Below are 21,784 nucleotides of genomic sequence, written 5' to 3'. Positions count from 1 at the left end.
TATATCGTAAGAAAGCTTCGATTTAGGGACGAATGAGTGTCCCGTCCATTTTCCGAACCTGCCAGTTGGATTTAGTGGTGATCGGGTATTTAGCGGCTTCTTTCTCGTTGATGTCTACGCCGATACCAGGAACCTCGTTGACCGACATGTAGCCTTTGTCCATTGTTGGGCAGCCACTGAATACCTCTTTCATTTTGTCGGAAAACGACACCGCTTCCTGAATTCCAAAATTCCAGACAGCCAGATCAATGTGGGCATGTGCTGCGTGACCTACCGGCGATACGTCGCCCGGGCCGTGCCAGGCGGTGCGTACGTTGAACCACTCACCCAGCCGGGCTACCTTCATGGCTGGCGTAATCCCCCCAATCTGCGAAACGTGAATTCGGATAAAATCGAACCACTGATTGACCATCGGTTCTTTAAACTCATTAACATTATTGAATAATTCGCCCATCGCGATCGGCACTGAAGTAACTTGGCGAAGCTGGGCAAACCACTTCATATTTTCGGGAGAGAATGGATCTTCGATGAAGAAGGGACGGTATTCTTCCACCTTCTTGATCATATTGATGGCTTCTATGGGTTGCACTCGCTCGTGGATGTCATGTAGTAGTTCGACCTCTTCGCCACACTGCTTGCGTACTACCTCAAACATTTTCGGAACAGATTTGAGGTAAAGCTGCACGTTCATGTAGTTATCCGTTTCGCCCCCGAAACCCGCAGCTTTGAAGTCCGGTTTATCGGACGTAGCACCAACGGCTCCATAGCCGCCCTGCTGAATACGAATGTGCTTAAAGCCCTGTTCCATGAACTTCTTGACACTTTCGGCGGCTGCTTCGGGCGTGTTGCCGCCCGCGTGGGTATAGCAGGGAATGGCGAAGCGAACCTTACCGCCCAGCAGTTGATAGACGGGCATCTTGGCGCGTTTGCCTTTGATGTCCCACAACGCCTGGTCCAGGCCGGAGAGGGCGTTGTTAAGTACGGGGCCGTTCCGCCAGTAGGAACTAACGTAAGCGCCCTGCCAGATATCTTCGATGTTGTCAACGTCTTTACCGACGCAGAACTCGTTGAGATACGTATTGATGGCTACCACCACCACCGCAGCCCGCTGGGTGAACGTAGCGCAGCCCAGGCCATAAAGTCCCGGTTCTGTGGTTTCGACTTTCACTACAATCAGGTTAGAGCCCTGCGGAGCCGTAGCGATGGCTTTGACCGATTTGATTTTGACCGGCGGGGCACCGACAGCGTACTGAGGGGTACCTTGTTGTTCGCGGGCTTCCGCCGTTGATGGGCCACCGAACAGGCCCAATAGACCAGCCGAAGAGCCGAAACCAAGCATTTTTAACGTGTCACGGCGGCTTTGATCAGGTTTATTCATGAGAGAAATGGTAAAAGGGTTGAGTTAAAAAACGTATGAGAAAGCAAAGTGAATATTCGAGCATCCTTCACCCCGAAACCTACTTTAAGGGTGAAGAATGCGTTTGCATAATTTTACTTTTTATCCCACCATACCCGCGTATCGAGCGTGTTTGGACCCTGCCGGGCGATGGCTTCGTTCATTTTTCCAGAATTGACAATGATCTCACTATCAGGATAAAGGAGTCGACGGATGAAATCGCCTTTTACTTCAGATCCCGGATAAGGATTTTTCTTGAGAGCCGGATAGCCACTACGTCGGAAATTGGCCCACGACTCGTTACCGTCCAGGAACGTAGCCACCCAATACTGCGTGTTAATCAGGTCGAGTGCCTTGCTGGCGTCAAACGGATGGGCATCCAGATACGCTTTAATCGAAGCCTCTGGAATGGTTGAGCCGTACGAAGCCATCTGTTCCAGATTGGCCCGAATCCCTGCTGCGTAATACGTAGCGGCTGAGCCCGTTACCCAGCCTCGGGTGGCTGCTTCGGCTAGTAAGAGCTGGGTTTGCGCATGCGTGATGTGAAACTCGGGCGCATCGAGTTTCAGTACTGTATTGAGGTTGACCTGGGTATAATCCCAAAGGCTCACCACATTATTGGCCGCAAACGTCGAAGAAATGGAAACGTCATTGTAACCCACCGGCATACCAACCTGCACCGCCGGATCAGACGATGCGCGCGCGGCTACCTGCTCCTGGCCACCTTTGGCACCGACGTAGCGTACGGCGAAAATGGGCAGTCGAGGATCGTTATTCGCTTTCAGATAGTCGACGAAAGGGGCCGCCAGGTAGAAATTGGTTTTTTCCCGGGCTTGTAAGTGGTTGGCAATGTAATTGTTATACAGCGATGTATGCCGAAGAATCGAGTTGTCGGCATTGGATTGGAAAACCCCACCCGCTACGGCTTTCTTGACGTAGGCTTCGGCAGTTGCCGGGTCAACCTTGGTCAGGCGCATGGCGGCACGTAGCATGAACGAATAACCCAGTCTCTTCCATTTCGCTACGTCGCCACCATACAAAATATCCGTTACAACCGGCTGCTGAGACGTAGTGAGGGCGGCCGAAGCCTCATCCAGCTCCTTCAGTATATCCTTGTAAATGTCCTGTTGCGGGTCATACTTTGGGTTAATGGTTTCGGTTGTATAACCCTGTCCAGCTTCGAAGTAAGGAACATCGCCATACGTATCGGTCAGAATCATAAATACATACGCCCGCCAGATTCGGGCTGCCTGATACGTATTGATTTGCAGCGGATCGGATTTGGTCTGATCCAGTACCGATACAAGCTGCTTTATTACGTTGCGGTACATATTCTGCCAGACCAGCGGGGTATTTCCATTATTAACCTGATCGTAGTTTCCGCCGGAAAGTGAACTTCCATAGGGTGTAATGATCTGCTGCACAATGCCGAAATTGTAGCACAACATACCCAGCGTGCCAAAACCGTCGAGGTAATTGGTATTGATGATTCCCTTGTTCAGCACCATCGATGGTGCCAGCGACGTAGGGTCGACCTTGTTGGTATTAACCTCTGTAAAGCCCTCATCGCAGCCCGTGAGCATACTTAGCGAGAGTGCCACTGTGAATATGAATTTTATGTATTTTTTCATGGTTTGAAGACGTTTATGAACCCCAACCCCTTACGTGGGGGCCTAAGGCCTAAAACAGAAAATTAGAATCGTACATTGAGGTTAAAGCCCATTGTGCGGGTGGGGGGGAGCCCAGGCCAGAAATCGAGCCCAACGGAGTTGTCCGACGAAACCATTGCTTCTTCAGGATCCATGTTCTCCGTCCACTTCTTGATAATCAGTACGTTATTTGCTACGGCACTGAGTTTTATGCCTTTAATGAACAAAGACTGAGGAAGGAGTTTCGTGAAATCGTAGCCCAATGTAATCTGACGCAGTTTCCAGAATCCGGCATTATTAATAAAATCTTCATGGATACCCAGCGGATTTAGCGATTCGTAGAATGGTTGTACGGCTGCCCGGGTCTTGTTGATTTCACCATTTGGATTGACACCGTCGCCAATCACGTAGCCTACATCCCGGCCGGGCAGTGTCCGTTTCGACAGGCCGTGGCGCAGGTAGTTGATGTTACGTCCGGTAAGCATTTTGTGCCCCAGCTTGAAGTCGATCAACACCGATAGATAGATGCCTTTGTAGGTAAACGAATTGGTAATGCCGCCGAAGTAAGTCGGAAGTGCGTTACCTACGTTCTGGAGCGTGTTGTTACGTAGTGGCATACCGCTATTTTGATCGAACACTTTCCGGCCCTGTGCATCGCGCAGGTACATGAAGGTGTATAACTGCCCGATGGGTTTGCCCACAACCTGATTGAGCACCCGACCGCTACCGCCACTAACCGTAATAATCGTGTCGTTGGGCGAGAGACCGAGTTGCAGCACTTTCGACGTATTATACGATACGTTGGCGTTGAAATCCCAGCGGAAAGCGGGCGTAACGACGGGCGAGAAGTTAAGGGCCATTTCGAGTCCCTGGTTCATACTACGTCCTACGTTAATCAGCTTACTGGTGTACGACGACGCATCTGAAATCTGAGCCGCCAGAATCTGGTCGTTGGTGGTTTTGTGATAGTAGGTAAAGTCGAAGCCAACTTTGTTATCGAACAACTTCAATTCAAGCCCGACTTCCGCTTCCTGAATACGTAGCGGCCGTAGGTTTTTGTTCGGTACGACCGATGCATTGATACCACCTACCGGGACGAGCTGACCGGCTGGATTCGGGAAAGAGTTATTATCGACCTGGTAGTATAATGCGTTCGAATACGGGTTTACGTTATCCGAGCCAACCTGGGCATAAGCCGCCCGGAGTTTACCGAACGATATCCAGGTGGGTAACTTTTCGAAGGCTTGCGAGAACACGAAGCTACCCGTTACGGACGGATACAGAATGCTCCGGTTGGACGGGGCCAGGGTAGAAAACCAGTCGTTACGTGCCGTAGCCGTCAGGAACAGGTAATCGTTGTAGGAGAGGGTAGCAGAGCCGAACAGCGAGTTGATTTTCTTTTCGGACAGACCGTAAACGGGGTTTTTAACCCGGCCGTTGGCTACGGTGTACAGGCCTGGCTGCACAAAATCCTGTACGGTCACACTATTGTAGTCGTTGCGGGCATAACGGGCATTTCCGCCCAGCGTTACGTCGACGCCGATCTTACCAAACGTTTTGTTGCCGCCCAGAATAAAGTCGAGGTTTCGTTCGGTATTCTGCCGCACGTCCTGCGTATACGAGCCATTCACATACCCAACAGGCGCTTTGGCAATAGGGGCGTACCCGTTTGGAATGTTGTAATCCTGGTTTCGTACGTAATAATCCTGCGCAATACGTCCCTGTAAATATAGCCAGTCGGTAAATTGATAACGTAGCGCGATGTTGCCAAAAACGCGGTCGCGCAGAATATTTTCGAAGTGATAATTCATTGAGTAGTACGGGTTGTTCCGTACCAGAAAGCGCGAGAATACAAACTCGTCGCCATTCGGTTTAACCTGGTTTTCACGCAGCGCCTGGAATGGCATGGAGTTCGCCAGCGTGAAAATGACGGTCGATACAGAAAAGTCCTGTGCATTGAGCTGGGGCGGATTTACGTTATTCTCTTTCGAATAGTTGATATTGCCCAGCACCGTGAGTTTGCTGCCAATATTTTGCGTAAATCCTAGGTTGATCACCTTCCGATTGAAGGTGTTGTTTTCCATAATGCCCTTGTTGTCGGTATTGCTCAGGGAGAGGCTAAAGCCGCCGTTCTGGCCATTATTGGCTACAGTAACCGTATTGGTGAAGTTGGTGCCTGTACGGTAGAACTGTTTCACCCGGTTGAAAACCGGTTCGTACGGCCAGGTTTCGTTGTCGAACAGGGTCTGCGTCATGCCTGGCTGAAACTTCTCGCCAAAGCTCCACACACCTGATGTTGGGTCGGCCGTTGTGGGCCGTTTGCCGCCCTCGCCCTGACCGTATTCATACTGAAAATCAGTGAAGTCAAGCGCTGTTTCGGTGGTAAAGTTGGTATTGTATGTAACACCAATTCCTTTGCCAGAACCCCGGCTTTTAGTGGTAATCATCACCACGCCGTCTTTCGCGCGCGAGCCGTATAGAGCGGCTGCCGTCCCGCCTTTGAGAACGGTCATAGTTTCGATATCGTCGGGGTTGATACTGCTGAGTCCATCACCACCGTCGGAATTGTTCATGGCTCGGTTGCCGAAGTCGCCACCAAGCGAGTAGTTGGAGTTATCGATAGGTACACCGTTGACCACAATCAGCGGATTGTTTTGCCCACTAAACGATGACTGACCGCGAATCCGAATTTTCGACGTTCCGGCCGGTCCCGAACCCATACTGGTAATATTTACCCCCGCCATTTTCCCCTGCAAACCGTTCATGAAGTTGTTCGTACGGTTCACGTTGATCTGTTCGGAGTTGACCGTTGCCGTAGCGTACCCCAGCGTTTTGGCTTCGCGCTTGATACCCAGCGCCGTAACAACGACCTCATCAATCGCTTTGGCATCCTCCACCAGTTTTACATTAATGATCGAGCGGTTGTTGACCGGAACCGTCTGGCTTATGTAGCTGATGTACGAAAAAACCAGTGAGGCATTAGCCGGAGCATTGATGAAATAATTTCCTTCGGCATCGGTCGTGGTGCCCGTCGACGTACCGCCTACGACTACGTTCACGCCAGGCAACCCTTGATCATTGGTACCCGTCACCTTACCAGTGACTCGGTTGGATTGGGCAAATCCATAGCTCTGACAAAGCAGCAGCCATAGGAGAAGGAGTGTTAGAGGTTTTTTCATGATTTAGGAATAGTTAAAAGAAAAGAAGGGGCGCCAGGATTTACAGAATTGGCAATGAAAATGCCTGGCCTGTTTACCCCTCAGGGGGATTCAGGAGCAAAAGCTTACCAGTTATGAATCGATCCATCCGGCGCCTTCAAAATCGGGTGAGGGAACTTCGTATTTTCTTTTACTTCAAAGAGGAAGGTCGCCTTCTTCGGGTCGAACGTAACGCCAAGCCCCGGATTCGGGTTTAGGTAAAGTTTGCCGTTTTTGAAATTGACGAAATCTTCGTTGAAATAAGCTGGGCGTTCAGGTTCGCCACCGCCTAATTCCATCAGGCAACGCATCGGACTGCTGGAACCCAATACGTGCACCAACGTAGCAGTCGCCAGTGGCCCGGTAAAGTGCGGAATCATACCAACGTAGTGCGTTTCGCACATGGAGGCCAGTTTCCGGAATTCGGAGATGCCACCCGTATTCGGCAACGTAAAGCGCGTGTAATCAATCAAATGCTGTTCAATGAACGTATTACTGTCCCAGCGATCGCCAAATTGTTCGCCGACGGCAATTGGTACGTTGGTCATCTGACGTACCGTTTTATACACATCCGGATTTTCGGAACGTACAATGTCCTCGACGAAATACGGCTCCAGATTTTCGAGTGCCTTGCAGATTTTAACCCCTTCGGTGGTATCGAAACGGGTGTGCAGATCAATGGCCCACTTGCCGCCACCGCCCACGGCCGCGTCGATACGTTTGCAGAATTCGATTGTTTTCTTTGCGTTGTCGTAGAAATCGAATGGGTCAGCGCCGTTGCCGCCCGTTGGACCAATCCGGTAGGCACGCAAACCCGCTTCGATACAATCGCGGGCGCGTTCCTCTTCAGTTTTGGCTTTCGAAGCCCGGAAGCCAGTCGCGTAACATTCTATATAATCGCGCGTGGCTCCGCCCAGTAGTTCGTAGACCGGTACGCCCAGCGCCTTTCCTTTAAGATCCCAGAGCGCCATATCCAGTGCACCCTGTGCGTGTAGCTTTTCGCGTCCTGGCGGGTAGAACATACCCCGGTAAAGATTCTGCCAGATGTGCTCAATCCGAAATGGATTCTCGCCAATCATCATTTGGGCCAGTTGCTCAACCATGTCTTTTGACCCACCTTCGCCGATGCCAATAATGCCTCCATCGGTTTCAATTTCGACAATACCCCGTGCCTGATTGAATAGGGGCTTATTATAACCCGGAGCCGCGTAGTAGCGGATTTTGGTGATTTTTAGTTTAGGGGGTGCAGCGAAAGCCTTACCTACAGGAAGACCTGCTAAAACGGCTGATGAACCAACTAGGGCAGACTTAAGAAAATTTCTACGTTGCATAAAAGTAAGAGTAAAAAGAAACGTTTCGCTTAATCGTTTAAGCAATATGGCAAATCAATGTCTATCCTATAATCTTCGTTTTCGATGATGCCCTGACAATCAGTTCGGCTTTCATAAGAATCTGGGCTGGGCCTTTCTGATGATTTTTTATTTTATCGACCAAAAGCCCGACGGCGGTTTGGCCCAGTAAACCAATCGGTTGTTTCAAATAGGTGATTGGACAATGGTACAGGTCGAACACTTCTGCCTGGCCAAAACTGACAATCGCTAAATCGTCCGGAACTTGTAAACGCAATTCATTGAAATACTTTAATCCATTGATTGCCAGGCCATACGTAGCAAAAATCAGGGCATCTACCGGAGGTTTCATAGCCGTTAATTCGTCAATAGCTCCTCTCACTTCCGATTCGATAGCGCTGAACCGAACTTTTTTAAGCCAGGTTTTCTGAAAAGTTATTTTATTGTCTTTCAAGGCATCCTGATACCCGCGTATTCGTTCATGCATATGAAACAGTTGCGATTTATAGGCAACCATTCCAATACGTTTATAGCCATTGCTAACTAGGTGATTTCCTGCGTCATAGGCGGCCTTGTAATGATCGGTTGAAACAAAATCCGTTTGTATATCCGGAAAATACCGGTCCAGCAGAACGAAGGGGATGTTTTTATCTTTCAGATCCTGAACCTGACTCGCTGAATCTTCAGAAGACACAATAATGAACCCATCGACTTGCCGGTTAATCAGTACGTTCAGCAAATCCCGTGACTTGTCGGGGTTTTCATCCGAACTACCAATAATGACCGTATACCCATTCTTCTTTGCTTCATCTTCAACCACTCGGGCAATGTTCGCGAAAAACGGATTGGAGATGTCGGCAATGATGAGGCCGATGGTGTGGGTTTTTCCGCTTCGCAGACTTTTTGCCAGATGGTTGGGCTGGTAATGGAGTTCGCTCGCAATCTGTTTGATTTTGGCGGCAATTTCCTGGCCAACCCGACTTTCTTTCTCTTTACCGTTCAGGACGTAAGACACAAGGGCTGTAGAAACACCCGCTCGCTGCGCTATATCCTTTAACGAAGTTTTTTTAGCACTCATTCACTATCAGTTGCGTTCAAATCTATGCTTAATCCTTTAAACAAAAAAATATTTTTCCATATTTTTTGATGATTTTTTGTCGAATAATTCTATTTGTCATGGCCAGATTGCTAACCCGGCCATGACAAATGGAACGACTAATGAATCTGGGTATCAGCAAAATGGATCATTGCCTTACTCAGAAACGTAACGTATTCTTGATTTGGCTGACCGTTCTGACTCGTAAAGCGCGGATCATCTACGTACAACTGCGCTAGTCCTTTGTAGGCTTCCGCCATATTCTTCGACTGGCAAACCGATTCACCCCAAAATCCCCGAATGTTCTGGTAATGCCGCGCTATTTGCTGTTGTACTACGTTGCTTTTCGGGTCCAGATGAATCATACCGGCAAGCTTCTGCGCGATATCCTGCGCATCCGCTTTCAATTGTTCAAACCCGGCTTTGCCCATCTGTTTCAGCTTACGCTCGCTTTCCTCGATGGTTTTTGCTCCGTACTTCTCTATGGCCTCCTGGCGGTACTCCTGACCTCTGGGGAAGCCCTCGTATAACTCTTCGTGTGTTAACATGACTCGTTCTCCTTTTAAAGTTGAAATAGTTTTGTCAATCGTTACCAGCAACGTAGCAAGCCTGTCCTGCCTGTCTCTAAGCGCCTGCTTATGACTTTCCAGTGCGTTCAGCAGGTTAAAATTGGGGTCTTCCAGAATGCTGAGAATCTCCTCGAGTGAGAAATCCAGTTCTTTGTAGAAGAGAATCTGCTGCAGACGGATTAGCTCTTCCTGACCATACAGTCGGTACCTGGCCTCGGTACGTACTGACGGTTTTAACAGACCCAGGCGATCGTAGTGATGTAATGTGCGCACACTGACACCCGCTAGTTTCGCCAGATTTTTGACAGAATAGTGTCGCATAACTGCTTATCAAATTGACGGTAGCAAATGTAGACTATGACGTAAGGGGAGAGTCAAGAGAAAATTCAACTTTTTTTATTTCGGAGGTCTGATGGTAACGTTACCGGGAACGATTGCGTAAAAAAAGGTCAATATCCTCTTGAATGAGTGCTGATTTTAAGGGCAATTTAGAGGTGAAATCAAGGTCGATCGGTTTCGTGCGGGCTTCTCCAGGCGATATTGACGGCTAATTCATCTATGAAAATTCTCTCCGGTTTGACGGTGGCAGTCATGGCGATGGCCTTCCGTATGGCTCCTAATTCCCTGACCAGTCAGGCAATCCCTGCTGCTGTGTCCCACTACGTTCCGGGACGCGATTTGCCGGAAGTGAAATTACCAACCTTCCGCAAAGACACCCTTTCCATTCTGAAATTCGGCGCTGTTGCTGACGGGCTGACAATCAATACGTTGGCCATTACAAAAGCGATTGACGAATGCAACCGAAAGGGCGGTGGTGTGGTCCTGATTCCAACCGGACTTTGGGTCACTGGACCCATTTTGCTTAAAAGTAACGTTAACCTGCATCTGGCAAAAGGAGCCTTGCTCCAGTTTACGGACCAGCGCGATAGCTATCCATTGGTGAGCACGACCTGGGAAGGGGAGGACGCCATCCGAAATCAGGCGCCTATTTCGGGTACGGATCTGGAGAATATTGCCATTACGGGTCAGGGGATTCTGGATGGCGCTGGTGACTTCTGGCGGATGGTTAAACAGAGTAAAATGACCGATGATCAGTGGAAGAAGCTGGTCGCATCGGGTGGCGTACTGAACGACAAGAAAGATATATGGTATCCATCGGCGCAATCGCTGAAAGGAGCCAGTGGCGTAGTGAAGACAGGCCAGCCGATGAGCTATTACCAGGAAATTAAAGATTTTCTGCGTCCTAATATGCTAAGCCTGACCCGTTGTAAGCGCATTTTGCTGGAAGGCGTTACGTTCCAGAATTCGCCCGCCTGGTGTCTGCATCCGCTTCTATGTGAGCATATTACGTTGCGCGGTGTTACGGCGAAAAATCCCTGGTATGCGCAGAATGGAGATGGACTGGACCTGGAATCGTGCCGGAACGGGCTGGTTGAAGATTGTACGTTCGATGTGGGCGACGATGGCCTTTGCATAAAATCCGGTCGCGATGAGCAGGGCCGCAAACGCGGTGTGCCGACCGAGAACATTATTATTCGGAACTGCCGGGTTTATCATGCGCATGGCGGCTTTGTCATTGGTAGTGAAATGTCGGGTGGCGTTCGCAACCTCTACGTATCGAACTGTACGTTTATGGGGACTGACGTTGGCCTGCGATTCAAAACGGCGCGGGGACGTGGTGGCGTGGTCGAGAACATTTTTGTGGATGGCATCGACATGACCGATATTGCCGGAGAAGCCATTCTGTTCGACATGTATTATGCTGCGAAAGACCCGGTACCTCAACATGGCGAATCCAATGAGTTGCCCGCTATTCCAGCGCAACCGCTTACCGAAGCAACGCCCCAATTTCGATCGTTTCAGGTACGTAACGTACGCTGCAAAGGGGCCGAAACGGCGATTCTGATTCGGGGCCTGCCCGAAATGGCCGTAAAGGATATTCTAATCGAAAACGCTGTATTGCAGAGCCGTAAAGGGCTTGTCTGTATCGAAGCCGAGAACATAAACCTGAAAAATGTTGCGCTACTTACCAGTGCCAAAACGGTTATGCAGTTTCAGAACAGCCGGAACGTAACACTCGACAAAATTCGGTACGCTGATCACACGGACCTGCTGATGCACATAACAGGCGATCGTTCGCGGGCCATTAATCTATTAAATACCGATACGTCGCGCGCTAAGAAAACGGTAGAAACTACCGCAAATGTTCAGGCAAATGCGTTGACAATCAAGTAAGGTCAATCAAGTCACAGCCGTAACCATCGAGTTAAAGAGAACATAACGGTTTATCGCTTTCCCGCGTACTTTTCTATTACTTTGTGTTCTCCGTGTCCCCGTTGTCAATCCATTTTATACTCATGAAGAAATTCTTTCTTGTTTGCTTATGCGTACTGCCAACCTGGGTTTGGGCGCAGACGACACCCTGGTCGCAGAAGATGACGGCCACCATTATGGCGACCTACCCCGATTCGATCATGTATAAAGGTGGGCGAGTGGCGCACTGGGATTACGAGATGGGGCTGGTGCTGCACGCCATTACGCAGGTGTGGTATCGCACGGGCGACGCGCGTTATTTCAATTACGTGAAGAAGCAGATGGACCGGTACGTAAACGACGACGGCACAATCCGGACCTACGATCTGAGCAAATACAACATAGATTTCATAACGCCTGGCCGTTCATTGCTGATGCTGTATCAGCAGACGTTGCCGAATAAAGAAAAGTACCGCAAAGCCGCAGACCTGCTCCGCAAGCAACTGGCCGAACAGCCCCGTACGAAAGAAGGTGGTTTCTGGCATAAACAGATCTACCCGTATCAGATGTGGCTCGATGGCCTGTACATGGCTGAACCGTTCTACGCTGAATACACGGAACTGTTTGACCCCAACGGAAAGGATTTCGACGACATCGTTAACCAGTTTGTCTGGATGGAGAAGAATTCCCGCGATGCCAAAACGGGATTGCTTTACCACGGCTGGGACGAAAGCCGCCAGCAGAAATGGGCGAATCCACAGTCGGGAAAATCGCCAAACTTCTGGAGCCGGGCTATGGGCTGGTACGCAATGGCGTTAGTCGACGTACTGGATTACATGCCCGCAACGCATCCCCGCCGGGGCGAGTTGGTAACCATTCTGCAACGGTTTATGCCCGCCGTTGTGAAATACCAGGACCCGGCCTCTGGCTGCTGGTATCAGGTAACAGACCGCATGGGCGATAAAGGCAATTACCTTGAAGCGTCGGGCACGAGTATGTTCGTGTATGCGCTGGCGAAGGGCGTTCGTATGGGTTATCTGCCCCAGTCCATGTTGCCCGCTGCGAAAAAAGGCTTCGACGGTATGCTGAAAAACTTTATTACGACGGACAGTGAAAAACTGGTTCATCTTGAGAAAACAGTGCTTGTTGGCGGACTGGGCGGCAATCCGTACCGGGATGGTAGTTACGAGTATTATTTAAGCGAGAAAATTCGTCAGGATGATCTGAAAGGCGTTGGCCCATTTATCATGGCCAGCGTCGAAATGGAGATTGCGGAAGAGAATGGATTAGGTAAAGGACGTACCGTAGCGGTCGATAATTACTTCAACCACGAGTTTCGGAAAGATCACAATGGTCAGCAGGAGCCGTTTCACTACGTCTGGGAAGATCGTCAGCATTCGGGCTTCTGGTTGTGGGGCACTACGTTCCGCGACCTCGGCGCCAAAACCACTACGTTAGCTACGGCACCAACGGCCGCGTCGCTAAAAAATGTAAATGTCTATATTATCGTTGATCCGGATACGCCGAAAGAAACGCCCAAGCCCAATTACATCAGCGAGGCTGATACGAAAGCGATCAGCGATTGGGTGAAAGCCGGGGGCGTTCTGGTGCTCATGGCTAACGATACGTCCAATTGCGAACACACTCACCTGAACCAACTAGCAGCGCAATTTGGTATGCAGTTTCTGCCGAAAAATATTAATATGGTGAAAGGAGATCAGTACGAGCAGGGGCGCGTAGACATTCCGGCTGGCAACGAAGTTTTCCCAAATACGAAAGCGGTTTATATCAAAGAACTCGCGCCCGTTGGCCTAAAAGCACCGGCGAAAGCCGTCGTTACCAAAGACAAGGATGTTATCATCGCTACGGCTAAAGTGGGAAAAGGGATGGTGTTTGCGGTGGGTGATCCCTGGCTTTATAACGAGTACACTGACGGGCGCAAAATACCCGCTACGTATCAAAACTTCCAGGCGGGCAAAGACCTGGCCACCTGGTTGCTGAAGCAAACCGGTGCTACGTCGTCAGCTACGGCCAGCAGCCGGAAATAACGAAAAGCAGCCCGCCAGAAACCTATAAATTCTGGCGGGCTGCTTTCCAATACGTCCAACGTAACGCACTTACAAAAACTGGATCTGGTTGAAGTTTTTAAGTACGGAAGAGGCTGTAAGGGACTCTCGTACTGAATTCAGCGGATCAACGTCGGTTAACTGACCAAACGACAGACCTGTCAGCGATTCAATGCTGGCGATAGGTACCTGAGCCGTATCGTGCTGACCGAAAATAAACTCTTCTTCCCGTAGAAACCCTTCCTGCGACATGGTGTAACCTGTTGCACAGAGCTCTCCGGTTTGATCATGGATGAAGGTAATGATCTTCCAGAATGAACGGGGAATTTTCACGCCAAACTTAATGGGGTCATCCGCCTGAAAGATCGGGCCGGTAAAGACCGAAATACGCATATCATCCTCACGGGCGTTCTCCAGTGCATAATCCTCCAGACCAAGCCAGATCCCCGCATTAAACGGTTGCATCTGCGGTACGGCATTGGTGACGTGCATCGAATCGGCGTTGCCCTCGTTGGCTACGTCAGGACTCCCCCAAACGGGATCTTCCCGGCGGGTCATGTGCCCCCGGCTGAATTTGGGTTCATTACCGTAGCATTCCTTCATGATCTGGGCTTTGGCGGGAATCCTCGGATCGAGTCGCCAGCCTACCCGCTTGCTGCGCACGGAGGCTTTCCCATCGATGTTGACAGCGCTGAAGAAGCACATCCGCCGGCTGCGGCTCATCACCACTGAGAAATGCTGGTATTTAAGCACATGCTGTGGTTTGCCGGTAGGTCCAAAGGTTAGAATATCCTTTTTGAGCGAATCGTTGGGTTTAGGTAGCGGTACATCAGCGTCAGCGCCTAAAAAATCAGATACGTAACCGATTCGATCGGCATAATCGGCCGGGGTCGCTTCACTGTCTGCAATCAGATCGTCATCATCGGTAGCTTTCGTGACCTGAGATACCGTCGAAATTTTGACTGGCGTTACGTCCTGATTATAAACAGGATTACCGATGGTAACGCTAATCTGAAGCGGAATAGTAAAGCTAACCGTTTGTTGCGAAGCCGACGGTTGCAAGGTAGCGGGCAACGTAACAACAGCGGGTAGATTATGGTCGGCACCGTTGTCGGATGGAGTTACATGATTCATGCCTGAGCCGGGGTTTACAGACGCTTTTTTTAGTTTTTTGAGCCGCTCGCTGATGAGGGAAGCCGATACGGCAAAATTGCTTTCCAGGAAACGTCCGGCGAAATGAATGCCCAGTGCTTTCCCCGATTTTAAATCAAGCACAACGGAGCCTGAATTTCCGCCCAGCGTTGAGCAGTCATGCAGCAAAGCATCGGTCGTCAGACCCGTTACCTGACCGGGTGCCAGTCGCTTTTTGTTGTACACATCCCCAAAAATATCCGTCATTAACTGCTGGTCAGGAATCCGGCTATCACGGGCTGGGTAGCCAATGACGGCGATATCAGGTTTGCCTTTCACACGATCCGTTGACAGGGGAATGGGGTCGGCCAGCGTTTTGCCCGCGATGGATTTAACCCGCAGGAAAGCAAGGTCCGGGCCGCTTTCCTTTTCGATGTGTAAAATGCTTTCGACGCGAAACGTAGCATCCAGCGTATTGTTAAATTCCTCGATAAAATCAATTGATGCGGACATGGTCCGGTTGGCAATACCCTGCCGGAAAACAAATCCCGTGTTGTTGTTGCTGCGACCGAACAATTCCGCTACGTGCCGATTGGTTACGACAATGTTTTCATCAACAAGCCAGCCGGTTCCTACCCATTCGAAAGTCGGGTGGTTTTCCAGTTCAATACGTCCAACGGCCTTGATGGCGGTCGTTAAGCGAGGACGAGCATCCGTCAAACGATTTTGCCAGACTGCACTCTCGGCGTCTCTGAACTCCAGAACAGCTTCATCGTTGAATACGCTCAACACCGGACGACCTACCCGCAGGACAATGGTTTCGAGGGTTGCACCGGGTCCAATATTTTCAAAATCACCGGCGAAAGCCTCCACCATTGGGGTTAAGCTACGCGCTTCTTCCTGGTATTTTTCCTGTTTACGGACTTTCTGAAATTCACTGGCTAGCTCGGGGTCATTCTCCTGTATTGTAGCCAGAACCTGACTCAATTTGTCTTTTAAGTCTTTCATGAGTAATGATGATTTAGGATAGGCAATGTTAGGGCTTAATAGCAAGGGGAACAACGGGAGAATTCCGGCTTCTTGCAGGGGAATTTACTGGTTTACACTCAGTTCGCGGCAGAAATACGTAACATGCGCGCATAGCCTATTTCCCGATTTGTCCAACAAATTGGTATAGCTACTAACATCGGATTTTACTTCATTATCCGAAAAACGCCAGTGAAGAAATAAAAACTAGCTGGTCAGCCGGGCCGACTGGAGGTTATTGAAGCAGTTATCGAGTAAACATGCTTGTGATCGGAAGTACGGGGCTAATCAGCGAACCATTAAAACAGTCCTTGTCCCAAAATCTGCTTTATATCAGTTGGTTCATTATGCAAAACGAAGACGTAGACCAAAGCCGCCAGAATTAAATAACTGATTGCCAGCCATTTTTTTTTCTGAGCGAACTCGGTGGGATGGTGGTAATAGTCGTAAATCATGGACGCCGATAAACCCATGACCATGAGGAAGAACGAGAACACGCCGAAATCTGTTCGGTACATACGTACAGGCTCCATAAAACGAGCGCCTGATACGATATACAGTAACCAGGCTCCAAAACCAGCCCGATAAAGATACACACTCAACCGTCGGTCATTTTTGAGGTCGAAGAGGTCATCGGTAAATTTTTCGGACATGATTTATTTACTTTGAGTTGGTGAAGCTAACGATTTTACCTGATAAACGCAAAAAGACAATGCTTGATTCACAACCGGTTAGCGTAACGCCGGAATTCAATACGATGCGGGTTGAACTCGCTCGCGTAGACGACGCCTTTCATTTTGAAGCTGTTGGCACCTCAGGTGTAGCGTTGCACATTGATGGAGCCACTGACATTGGTGGGCACAATGCGGGGGCACGCCCAATGGAAATGTTACTGATGGGACTGGCGGGCTGCACGGCCATCGACATCATCCTGATTCTTCAGAAACAAAAACAGGTAATCGAAGACTTCCGGCTAACGGTGGACGGACAACGTATCAAAGGCGCTACACCAGCACCCTTTAAAAGCATTCACATTACGTATATCCTGAAAGGCCAGATTGATCCGACTAAATTGCAGCGGGCGATTGATCTGTCGATGGATAAATATTGCTCGGCAACGGCCCAGCTACGGCCATCTGCCGAAATTACCTATTCCTTTGAATTGTCGGAATAGAGTTTCGACAATCGAGCCTGTTTGAACTTTCCAAAATCTCTATGTTAGAGATGGATATTTGTCATTCCGACCATAGGAAGAAATCTCAAGTATGTATTAGTGGGGAGTTGAGATTCCTCCCTTCGGTCGGAATGATAAAATCAGCCATTTTTTTACCCTGAGAGAAAAGTTAAACACTGTTCAACACATAAGGAACGTAGCAGCTTACTGAGTTACCGGCACAAACAACACGGCATCGGCGGCTACGGTAGCGTCGGTTTTCTGCGTGATGAGTTCGACGTAACTGTCTTTGCCGGTCGGCAACCGATACGAGCCCAGCGCTACCCATTCTCCGGAGGTTTGCCCTACAACTACTACGTCGGCGGGTTTCACTGAAATTTCTTTTCGGGTTTTTCCGTCAAATACAGCGAGGCCGATCTCCGAAGCGGGTTTTTCCAGACGGGGCAGATATAGAAATACCTGATACGTACCCGCTCGCTGGATGGATGGGGTGTATTGTACCTTATCGCCAGTTTGCCGGCCACCGAGCAGATAGGACGGGCCGTAGCCTCCCTTGCTTTTCGAGTCGGATTCCCAGCTACCCGTTTTCGTAACAGCCACTTCGTTGTTGTCATCCACCAGAATTTCGGCTGTACTACCATCGGCCAGCGGGTTTCGGACTAATTCCTGCTGAAGTTTCGCTACGTCGACTTTCTGGACACTCGTTTTCGCGTCGATAGCCATTGCTGCAGCCAAGGCTGTCGACTGACCCAGTACCATAAACACGGGTTCCATCCGAATGGAGCCGTACGCAATGTGCGAAGCCGACAGGCAAACCGGTACCAGCAAATTCTGACAATCGGCTACTTTGGGAATCAGCGCGCGGTACGAAATCGGGTAGGGGCCGAAGCCGCCCACTTCCACGTTACCTTCATTCTTTGTCATTTTCTGGCCATTTTTCTCAACTACAACCCGCTGAATATTATGCGAGTCCATGGTGTAAGCGGCCATACCAACGCCGTCATTCACTACGTCCCGTCCCTGACAATTGGCTTGGGTCATGACGTAGCTACCGATCATCCGACGCGCTTCCCGAACGTAGAGCTGTGGCGACCAGTTTCCCGAATCGGTGTATTCGTCTTTAGGATAACCCCATTTCAACATCTCCTGACGTAGTGGCTCTGGAACGCGGGTGTCGTGCCCGAAAAAGTACAGCAATCCTTTGGTGTACGTTTCGTGTTTTTGGATGATTTCGGCACGTTTGGCATACGTAGCGTCGGGGTATTCCCAGTTCATACCGATCATGTCGGTCGAGAAACCGTTACGGTTGTTGATATCGGTTTTGTGATTCGGCATCCGACTCCAGATAAAATACTGGTTGAGCGAGTACTTGCCAGACTGGGCTTCGATGAGTCGGGCGAGTAGATCGTAATGAGTTGAGTCGTAACCGACTGGGCGCGTAATGGGAACCTGATTAGCCGGATCGTCGCTGAGGCAGATTCGGTAGTTGTAAGCCTGTACTTTACGGTCGCCTGTGCCGTTGGGCAGCAGTTTCTCGTCGCTAATCCCCCAAAGCAGGCCCGATTCGGGTTTACCCGACGTTTTGTGCGGATCGATGCCATCGGGAAGCTGGTGCCCCGTCATCAACTGAACCCCGTTGATTGTTTCGTTGTATTGCGTATTGGCTTCGCGCCCAACGTGGTATGGTACGCCCGCTTTGGCCATCAAATCGCCTTCGTATGAGCAATCGATGAACATTTTAGCGCGAATGGTTTGTTTCTGGCTGGGTTTATCCGAGTTTTCAACGATAATTTCCTGAATACGCTGATTGGTTTTACGCACCTTATCGAGTCGGTGCGAGAGCAGTACATTGATCTGACCGCGTTTCACATAGTCGGCATACAGATTTTCGGCAACGTGTGGCTCAAAAATCCATTGTTCAAATTTGCCGTAGTGCTGCCCAATCCTGCGGTAATAATCTCGGGCTATTCCCGTAATGGCATATTTATTTCCGATATCAGTCAGTCCTAAACCGCCCGTAGTCATGCCGCCGAGGTGTTTGCCGGGTTCAATAAGCAGAACGGATTTTTTATACTGTTTGGCTGTATAAGCAGCAATAACACCACCCGACGTTCCACCATAAATGCAGATATCAACTTCTTTAACCGATTGAGCGACGGAGGACAACGTAGTAATCAATAAGGCAAAGCTCAGGCAAGCAATGTGTCGAAAAAAGGAATACAGCATAACTGAAAAGACGAGTGAAGGATTGGGAAAAACAAATGCTTTACCTTAAAAGGACGTAGCGGGGCAATTCTCTTGTAAGAATTTGATTTAAATGGAGAATAGCCACTCGTAAACGTGGATCTATTCTGAGCGGTTGTCGGAGTTTTTTTTACGAATAGTTGATTTACGCCGTTCGGCTTACGAATTTTGGTCATGCAACAATATCACGACCTACTTCGCCACATTCTTCAGAATGGCACCCGCAAAACCGACCGTACAGGAACCGGAACCATCAGCGTATTTGGGTATCAGATGCGCTTTAATCTGGAAGATGGATTTCCGCTTCTGACCACCAAGAAAGTCCATACCAGGTCGATCATCCATGAACTGTTGTGGTTTATCAAAGGTGATACCAATATCAAGTATCTGAAAGACAATGGCGTATCGATATGGGATGAGTGGGCCGACGAGGATGGAAACCTGGGGCCGGTATACGGTAAACAATGGCGTAGCTGGGCAGCGCCCGACGGTCGGGTTATCGATCAACTGAGCGACGTATTGCGTCAATTGAAAAACTCCCCCGATTCGCGCCGGATGATTATTTCGGCCTGGAACCCCGCCGACGTACCGAGTATGGCGTTGCCGCCCTGTCATCTGCTGATGCAGTTTTACGTAGCAGATGGCAAGCTTTCCTGCCAGCTTTACCAACGTAGCGCCGACGTATTTTTGGGCGTACCGTTCAACATTGCCAGTTATGCCTTGCTGACGATGATGATTGCGCAGGAATGCGGTTACACGGCCCACGAGTTCATCTGGACGGGTGGCGATACGCATCTGTATCTGAACCATCAGGAGCAGGTCGAGACGCAGCTTTCCCGCGAACCTCGTCCATTACCAACCATGCGGCTAAACCCGGACGTAGCGTCGATTTTTGATTTCACGTATGAGGATTTCACGCTCGAAAACTACAATCCATATCCAGCCATTAAAGCGCCCGTAGCGGTGTAGGAAATGGAGTATTACGACCAGATTTTTACCCAGTCGGAGAACATCATTGCTACGTGGACTAATCAGGAGTTCGAGCAGTGTACCTTTCGAAAACTTGATTTTTCCGGCACGGCGTTGACGAGTTCAAACTTCATCAATTGCCGGTTTGAGGATTGTAATCTGACGAGAGCTGAACTGAAAAACACGAAACTGTACGACGTCAGCTTTGTCAATTGTAAACTGGCTCATGTCGATTTTAGTCACTGCAACGCGTTCGGCTTTCACGCTGATTTCGAGGAATGCCAGCTTGATTACACCATTTTTCTGAATCGTAAGCTCAGAAAAGCACATTTTATTGACTGTTCAATTAAGGAAGCGCAATTTCTGAAATGCGATCTGACCGGTACGGTATTCAAAAACTGTAATCTGGAACTGGCTAAGTTTGAAGATGCCAACCTCACTCAGGTTGATTTTGCTACGTCCTATAATCTGGAAATAGACCCCGAAATGAATAAACTAAAAAAAGCCCGGTTCTCGCTGCATAGCTTACCCGGGCTTTTAACAAAATACGATCTGGTGATTTCGAATAGGGCTTAGTCTCGCTGGCTGATCAATCGCTGATATTCTTCTTCAATCATGGAGCGTTCGCTGCCACCGTGGTATACCTGAAAATAGTGTGAAGCCAGGCCAATACCCCAGCCAAGCAGCGCAAAAATTGGCCAGGGGAAAACGCTATGCGAATCAGAGACGACGTAATTGGTGAATGCCCAAATGAACCATAAACCGGTATTAACGATCAAATATGTGCGCAGGTGCATCCGAAAATCGACGCGGGCCTTTGCCTGTTTCCACAAATAGGGGTCGTATTTGGTATTATTTTGATTCGGTTCCATGAGAAAAAGTTGGTTTAAATTGTTGTCAGATAGGTATTAAAGAATAGGAGCGTTCTCGGGGATCGCTTCGCTTTTCAGTTTCAAAAACTTCGATTTATACCGATTAATCAGGTAACTACCGGCGAATGTAGTAAGGCCCGTAGCCACGACAACGACCGGCCAGAACTGCTTCATCGGAAAAAGTCTGACAAGCGTTTCGGCCCAGAATGCTGCATATAAACCTACCACCGACCAGTTCATAAAATAATAGTGGTAGTGCCGCCAACTGCTGACGTAGCGTCGGAAGATGACCGGTAACATACCTCCCAGAATGGAAATGCCACTAAATAGGGCCGCAATGTGAAAGGGACCGAATTTGCCAAACAGCCTGTAAATCAGGAAGGCCGTTACGTTCACTAAAACCATTGCTACTACGTATCCGTAACCAACGCGTTTGTGCATCTGAGTTCCTTTGTTCATGAGCAGAACAGCCGCGCCGAGCAGCATGGCGGCCAGGGCAGATGTTAGGTGAATAGCGCCGGTTGTCGAATAAACTAGATTGGTTAACATTTTTTTTGGAGGTTATGCGTCAAAGGTAAATGGCAGGCTTTATCTAAATCTCTATCAATTCGACCGATTGCCTAAATTGCGGAGTCAAATACTGTTTTCTTATGACCAACTCCGAAATTGTTGACCTGCTTGAACTCACGGGCCGGTTAATGGAACTGCACGACCGCGATCAGTTTAAAACCCGCTCGTTTCAGACGGCTGCGTTTAATTTAGCTAAATCCACCGCCGATCTGGCGAATCCTCC

At 49.4% G+C, this 21,784-nt stretch carries 17 protein-coding genes; 6 read left to right on the top strand and 11 right to left on the bottom strand.

From position 1 onward, the window contains the following. Nucleotides 1–22: 22 nt before the first annotated feature. The 6 genes from ACOJS8_RS01370 to ACOJS8_RS01345 form a co-directional block, all read right to left on the bottom strand. Nucleotides 23–1,378 (bottom strand): enolase C-terminal domain-like protein, encoded by a 1,356-nt coding sequence (locus ACOJS8_RS01370; RefSeq protein WP_420146730.1) that lies wholly within the window; start codon nucleotides 1,376–1,378, stop codon nucleotides 23–25. Nucleotides 1,379–1,491: 113 nt separating this feature from the next. After that, a complete protein-coding gene (locus ACOJS8_RS01365) occupies nucleotides 1,492–3,027 on the bottom strand; it encodes a SusD/RagB family nutrient-binding outer membrane lipoprotein (protein ID WP_420146729.1) in 1,536 nt (511 codons plus the stop codon). Nucleotides 3,028–3,089: 62 nt separating this feature from the next. Beyond that, nucleotides 3,090–6,224, bottom strand: coding sequence for a SusC/RagA family TonB-linked outer membrane protein (locus ACOJS8_RS01360; protein ID WP_420146728.1), 3,135 nt, complete (start codon nucleotides 6,222–6,224; stop codon nucleotides 3,090–3,092). 104 nt (nucleotides 6,225–6,328) lie between these two features. After that, a complete protein-coding gene (locus ACOJS8_RS01355) occupies nucleotides 6,329–7,573 on the bottom strand; it encodes a mandelate racemase/muconate lactonizing enzyme family protein (protein ID WP_420146727.1) in 1,245 nt (414 codons plus the stop codon). A gap of 61 nt (nucleotides 7,574–7,634) precedes the next feature. Next, on the bottom strand, nucleotides 7,635–8,669 hold the full coding sequence (locus ACOJS8_RS01350; protein ID WP_420146726.1) for a LacI family DNA-binding transcriptional regulator: 1,035 nt from the start codon (nucleotides 8,667–8,669) through the stop codon (nucleotides 7,635–7,637). A gap of 137 nt (nucleotides 8,670–8,806) precedes the next feature. Further along, the gene (locus tag ACOJS8_RS01345; protein ID WP_420146725.1) at nucleotides 8,807–9,577 is read right to left on the bottom strand and encodes a MerR family transcriptional regulator; all 771 of its coding nucleotides are present in this window, start codon (nucleotides 9,575–9,577) and stop codon (nucleotides 8,807–8,809) included. A gap of 237 nt (nucleotides 9,578–9,814) precedes the next feature. Between ACOJS8_RS01345 and ACOJS8_RS01340 the strand changes: the two genes are divergently transcribed. Together ACOJS8_RS01340 and ACOJS8_RS01335 are read left to right on the top strand one after the other, a co-directional pair. Next, on the top strand, nucleotides 9,815–11,491 hold the full coding sequence (locus tag ACOJS8_RS01340) for a glycoside hydrolase family 28 protein (RefSeq protein WP_420146724.1): 1,677 nt from the start codon (nucleotides 9,815–9,817) through the stop codon (nucleotides 11,489–11,491). Nucleotides 11,492–11,613: 122 nt separating this feature from the next. After that, entirely contained in the window at nucleotides 11,614–13,557 is a 1,944-nt protein-coding gene (locus ACOJS8_RS01335; protein WP_420146723.1) for a glycoside hydrolase family 88 protein, read from the top strand. A gap of 69 nt (nucleotides 13,558–13,626) precedes the next feature. Here the strand turns inward: ACOJS8_RS01335 and ACOJS8_RS01330 are convergent, their stop codons facing one another. Continuing rightward, complete coding sequence (locus ACOJS8_RS01330) at nucleotides 13,627–15,714, bottom strand: DNA/RNA non-specific endonuclease (protein ID WP_420146722.1); 2,088 nt, start codon at nucleotides 15,712–15,714, stop codon at nucleotides 13,627–13,629. Between the two features lie 317 nt (nucleotides 15,715–16,031). Next, nucleotides 16,032–16,385, bottom strand: coding sequence for a hypothetical protein (locus ACOJS8_RS01325; protein WP_420146721.1), 354 nt, complete (start codon nucleotides 16,383–16,385; stop codon nucleotides 16,032–16,034). A 59-nt stretch (nucleotides 16,386–16,444) separates the two neighbouring features. Here ACOJS8_RS01325 and ACOJS8_RS01320 point away from each other — a divergent pair, with 59 nt between their 5' ends. Then, complete coding sequence (locus tag ACOJS8_RS01320; protein WP_420146720.1) at nucleotides 16,445–16,906, top strand: OsmC family protein; 462 nt, start codon at nucleotides 16,445–16,447, stop codon at nucleotides 16,904–16,906. 204 nt (nucleotides 16,907–17,110) lie between these two features. Here ACOJS8_RS01320 and ACOJS8_RS01315 read toward each other — a convergent pair whose 3' ends face one another. Further along, the gene (locus tag ACOJS8_RS01315; protein WP_420146719.1) at nucleotides 17,111–19,132 is read right to left on the bottom strand and encodes an FAD-dependent oxidoreductase; all 2,022 of its coding nucleotides are present in this window, start codon (nucleotides 19,130–19,132) and stop codon (nucleotides 17,111–17,113) included. Between the two features lie 192 nt (nucleotides 19,133–19,324). Here ACOJS8_RS01315 and ACOJS8_RS01310 point away from each other — a divergent pair, with 192 nt between their 5' ends. After that, the gene (locus ACOJS8_RS01310; protein ID WP_420146718.1) at nucleotides 19,325–20,119 is read left to right on the top strand and encodes a thymidylate synthase; all 795 of its coding nucleotides are present in this window, start codon (nucleotides 19,325–19,327) and stop codon (nucleotides 20,117–20,119) included. Nucleotides 20,120–20,122: 3 nt separating this feature from the next. Then, entirely contained in the window at nucleotides 20,123–20,695 is a 573-nt protein-coding gene (locus ACOJS8_RS01305) for a pentapeptide repeat-containing protein (protein WP_420146717.1), read from the top strand. Here ACOJS8_RS01305 and ACOJS8_RS01300 read toward each other — a convergent pair. Together ACOJS8_RS01300 and ACOJS8_RS01295 are read right to left on the bottom strand one after the other, a co-directional pair. Further along, nucleotides 20,692–20,991 (bottom strand): 2TM domain-containing protein, encoded by a 300-nt coding sequence (locus ACOJS8_RS01300; protein ID WP_420146716.1) that lies wholly within the window; start codon nucleotides 20,989–20,991, stop codon nucleotides 20,692–20,694. The two genes, ACOJS8_RS01305 and ACOJS8_RS01300, sit on opposite strands and share 4 nt — an antisense overlap. A gap of 36 nt (nucleotides 20,992–21,027) precedes the next feature. After that, the gene (locus ACOJS8_RS01295) at nucleotides 21,028–21,540 is read right to left on the bottom strand and encodes a DUF2306 domain-containing protein (RefSeq protein ID WP_420146715.1); all 513 of its coding nucleotides are present in this window, start codon (nucleotides 21,538–21,540) and stop codon (nucleotides 21,028–21,030) included. 101 nt (nucleotides 21,541–21,641) lie between these two features. On the opposite strand from ACOJS8_RS01295, the gene ACOJS8_RS01290 reads away from it, so the two are divergent. Next, the coding region (locus ACOJS8_RS01290; RefSeq protein WP_420146734.1) for a helix-hairpin-helix domain-containing protein at nucleotides 21,642–21,784 on the top strand (143 nt) is incomplete at its 3' end.

It is taken from the genome of Spirosoma sp. (assembly GCF_048594605.1).
Classification (GTDB): domain Bacteria; phylum Bacteroidota; class Bacteroidia; order Cytophagales; family Spirosomataceae; genus Spirosoma.
This window is presented reverse-complemented; position numbering and strand designations above follow the sequence as displayed.

Excerpts from the sequence above, each read along its gene's own strand:
- ACOJS8_RS01370 (WP_420146730.1), bottom strand. The coding sequence starts at position 1,378 with ATGAATAAACCTGATCAAAGCCGCCGTGACACGTTAAAAATGCTTGGT.
- ACOJS8_RS01365 (WP_420146729.1), bottom strand. The coding sequence starts at position 3,027 with ATGAAAAAATACATAAAATTCATATTCACAGTGGCACTCTCGCTAAGT.
- ACOJS8_RS01360 (WP_420146728.1), bottom strand. The coding sequence starts at position 6,224 with ATGAAAAAACCTCTAACACTCCTTCTCCTATGGCTGCTGCTTTGTCAG.
- ACOJS8_RS01355 (WP_420146727.1), bottom strand. The coding sequence starts at position 7,573 with ATGCAACGTAGAAATTTTCTTAAGTCTGCCCTAGTTGGTTCATCAGCC.
- ACOJS8_RS01350 (WP_420146726.1), bottom strand. The coding sequence starts at position 8,669 with ATGAGTGCTAAAAAAACTTCGTTAAAGGATATAGCGCAGCGAGCGGGT.
- ACOJS8_RS01345 (WP_420146725.1), bottom strand. The coding sequence starts at position 9,577 with ATGCGACACTATTCTGTCAAAAATCTGGCGAAACTAGCGGGTGTCAGT.
- ACOJS8_RS01340 (WP_420146724.1), top strand. The coding sequence starts at position 9,815 with ATGAAAATTCTCTCCGGTTTGACGGTGGCAGTCATGGCGATGGCCTTC.
- ACOJS8_RS01335 (WP_420146723.1), top strand. The coding sequence starts at position 11,614 with ATGAAGAAATTCTTTCTTGTTTGCTTATGCGTACTGCCAACCTGGGTT.
- ACOJS8_RS01330 (WP_420146722.1), bottom strand. The coding sequence starts at position 15,714 with ATGAAAGACTTAAAAGACAAATTGAGTCAGGTTCTGGCTACAATACAG.
- ACOJS8_RS01325 (WP_420146721.1), bottom strand. The coding sequence starts at position 16,385 with ATGTCCGAAAAATTTACCGATGACCTCTTCGACCTCAAAAATGACCGA.
- ACOJS8_RS01320 (WP_420146720.1), top strand. The coding sequence starts at position 16,445 with ATGCTTGATTCACAACCGGTTAGCGTAACGCCGGAATTCAATACGATG.
- ACOJS8_RS01315 (WP_420146719.1), bottom strand. The coding sequence starts at position 19,132 with ATGCTGTATTCCTTTTTTCGACACATTGCTTGCCTGAGCTTTGCCTTA.
- ACOJS8_RS01310 (WP_420146718.1), top strand. The coding sequence starts at position 19,325 with ATGCAACAATATCACGACCTACTTCGCCACATTCTTCAGAATGGCACC.
- ACOJS8_RS01305 (WP_420146717.1), top strand. The coding sequence starts at position 20,123 with ATGGAGTATTACGACCAGATTTTTACCCAGTCGGAGAACATCATTGCT.
- ACOJS8_RS01300 (WP_420146716.1), bottom strand. The coding sequence starts at position 20,991 with ATGGAACCGAATCAAAATAATACCAAATACGACCCCTATTTGTGGAAA.
- ACOJS8_RS01295 (WP_420146715.1), bottom strand. The coding sequence starts at position 21,540 with ATGTTAACCAATCTAGTTTATTCGACAACCGGCGCTATTCACCTAACA.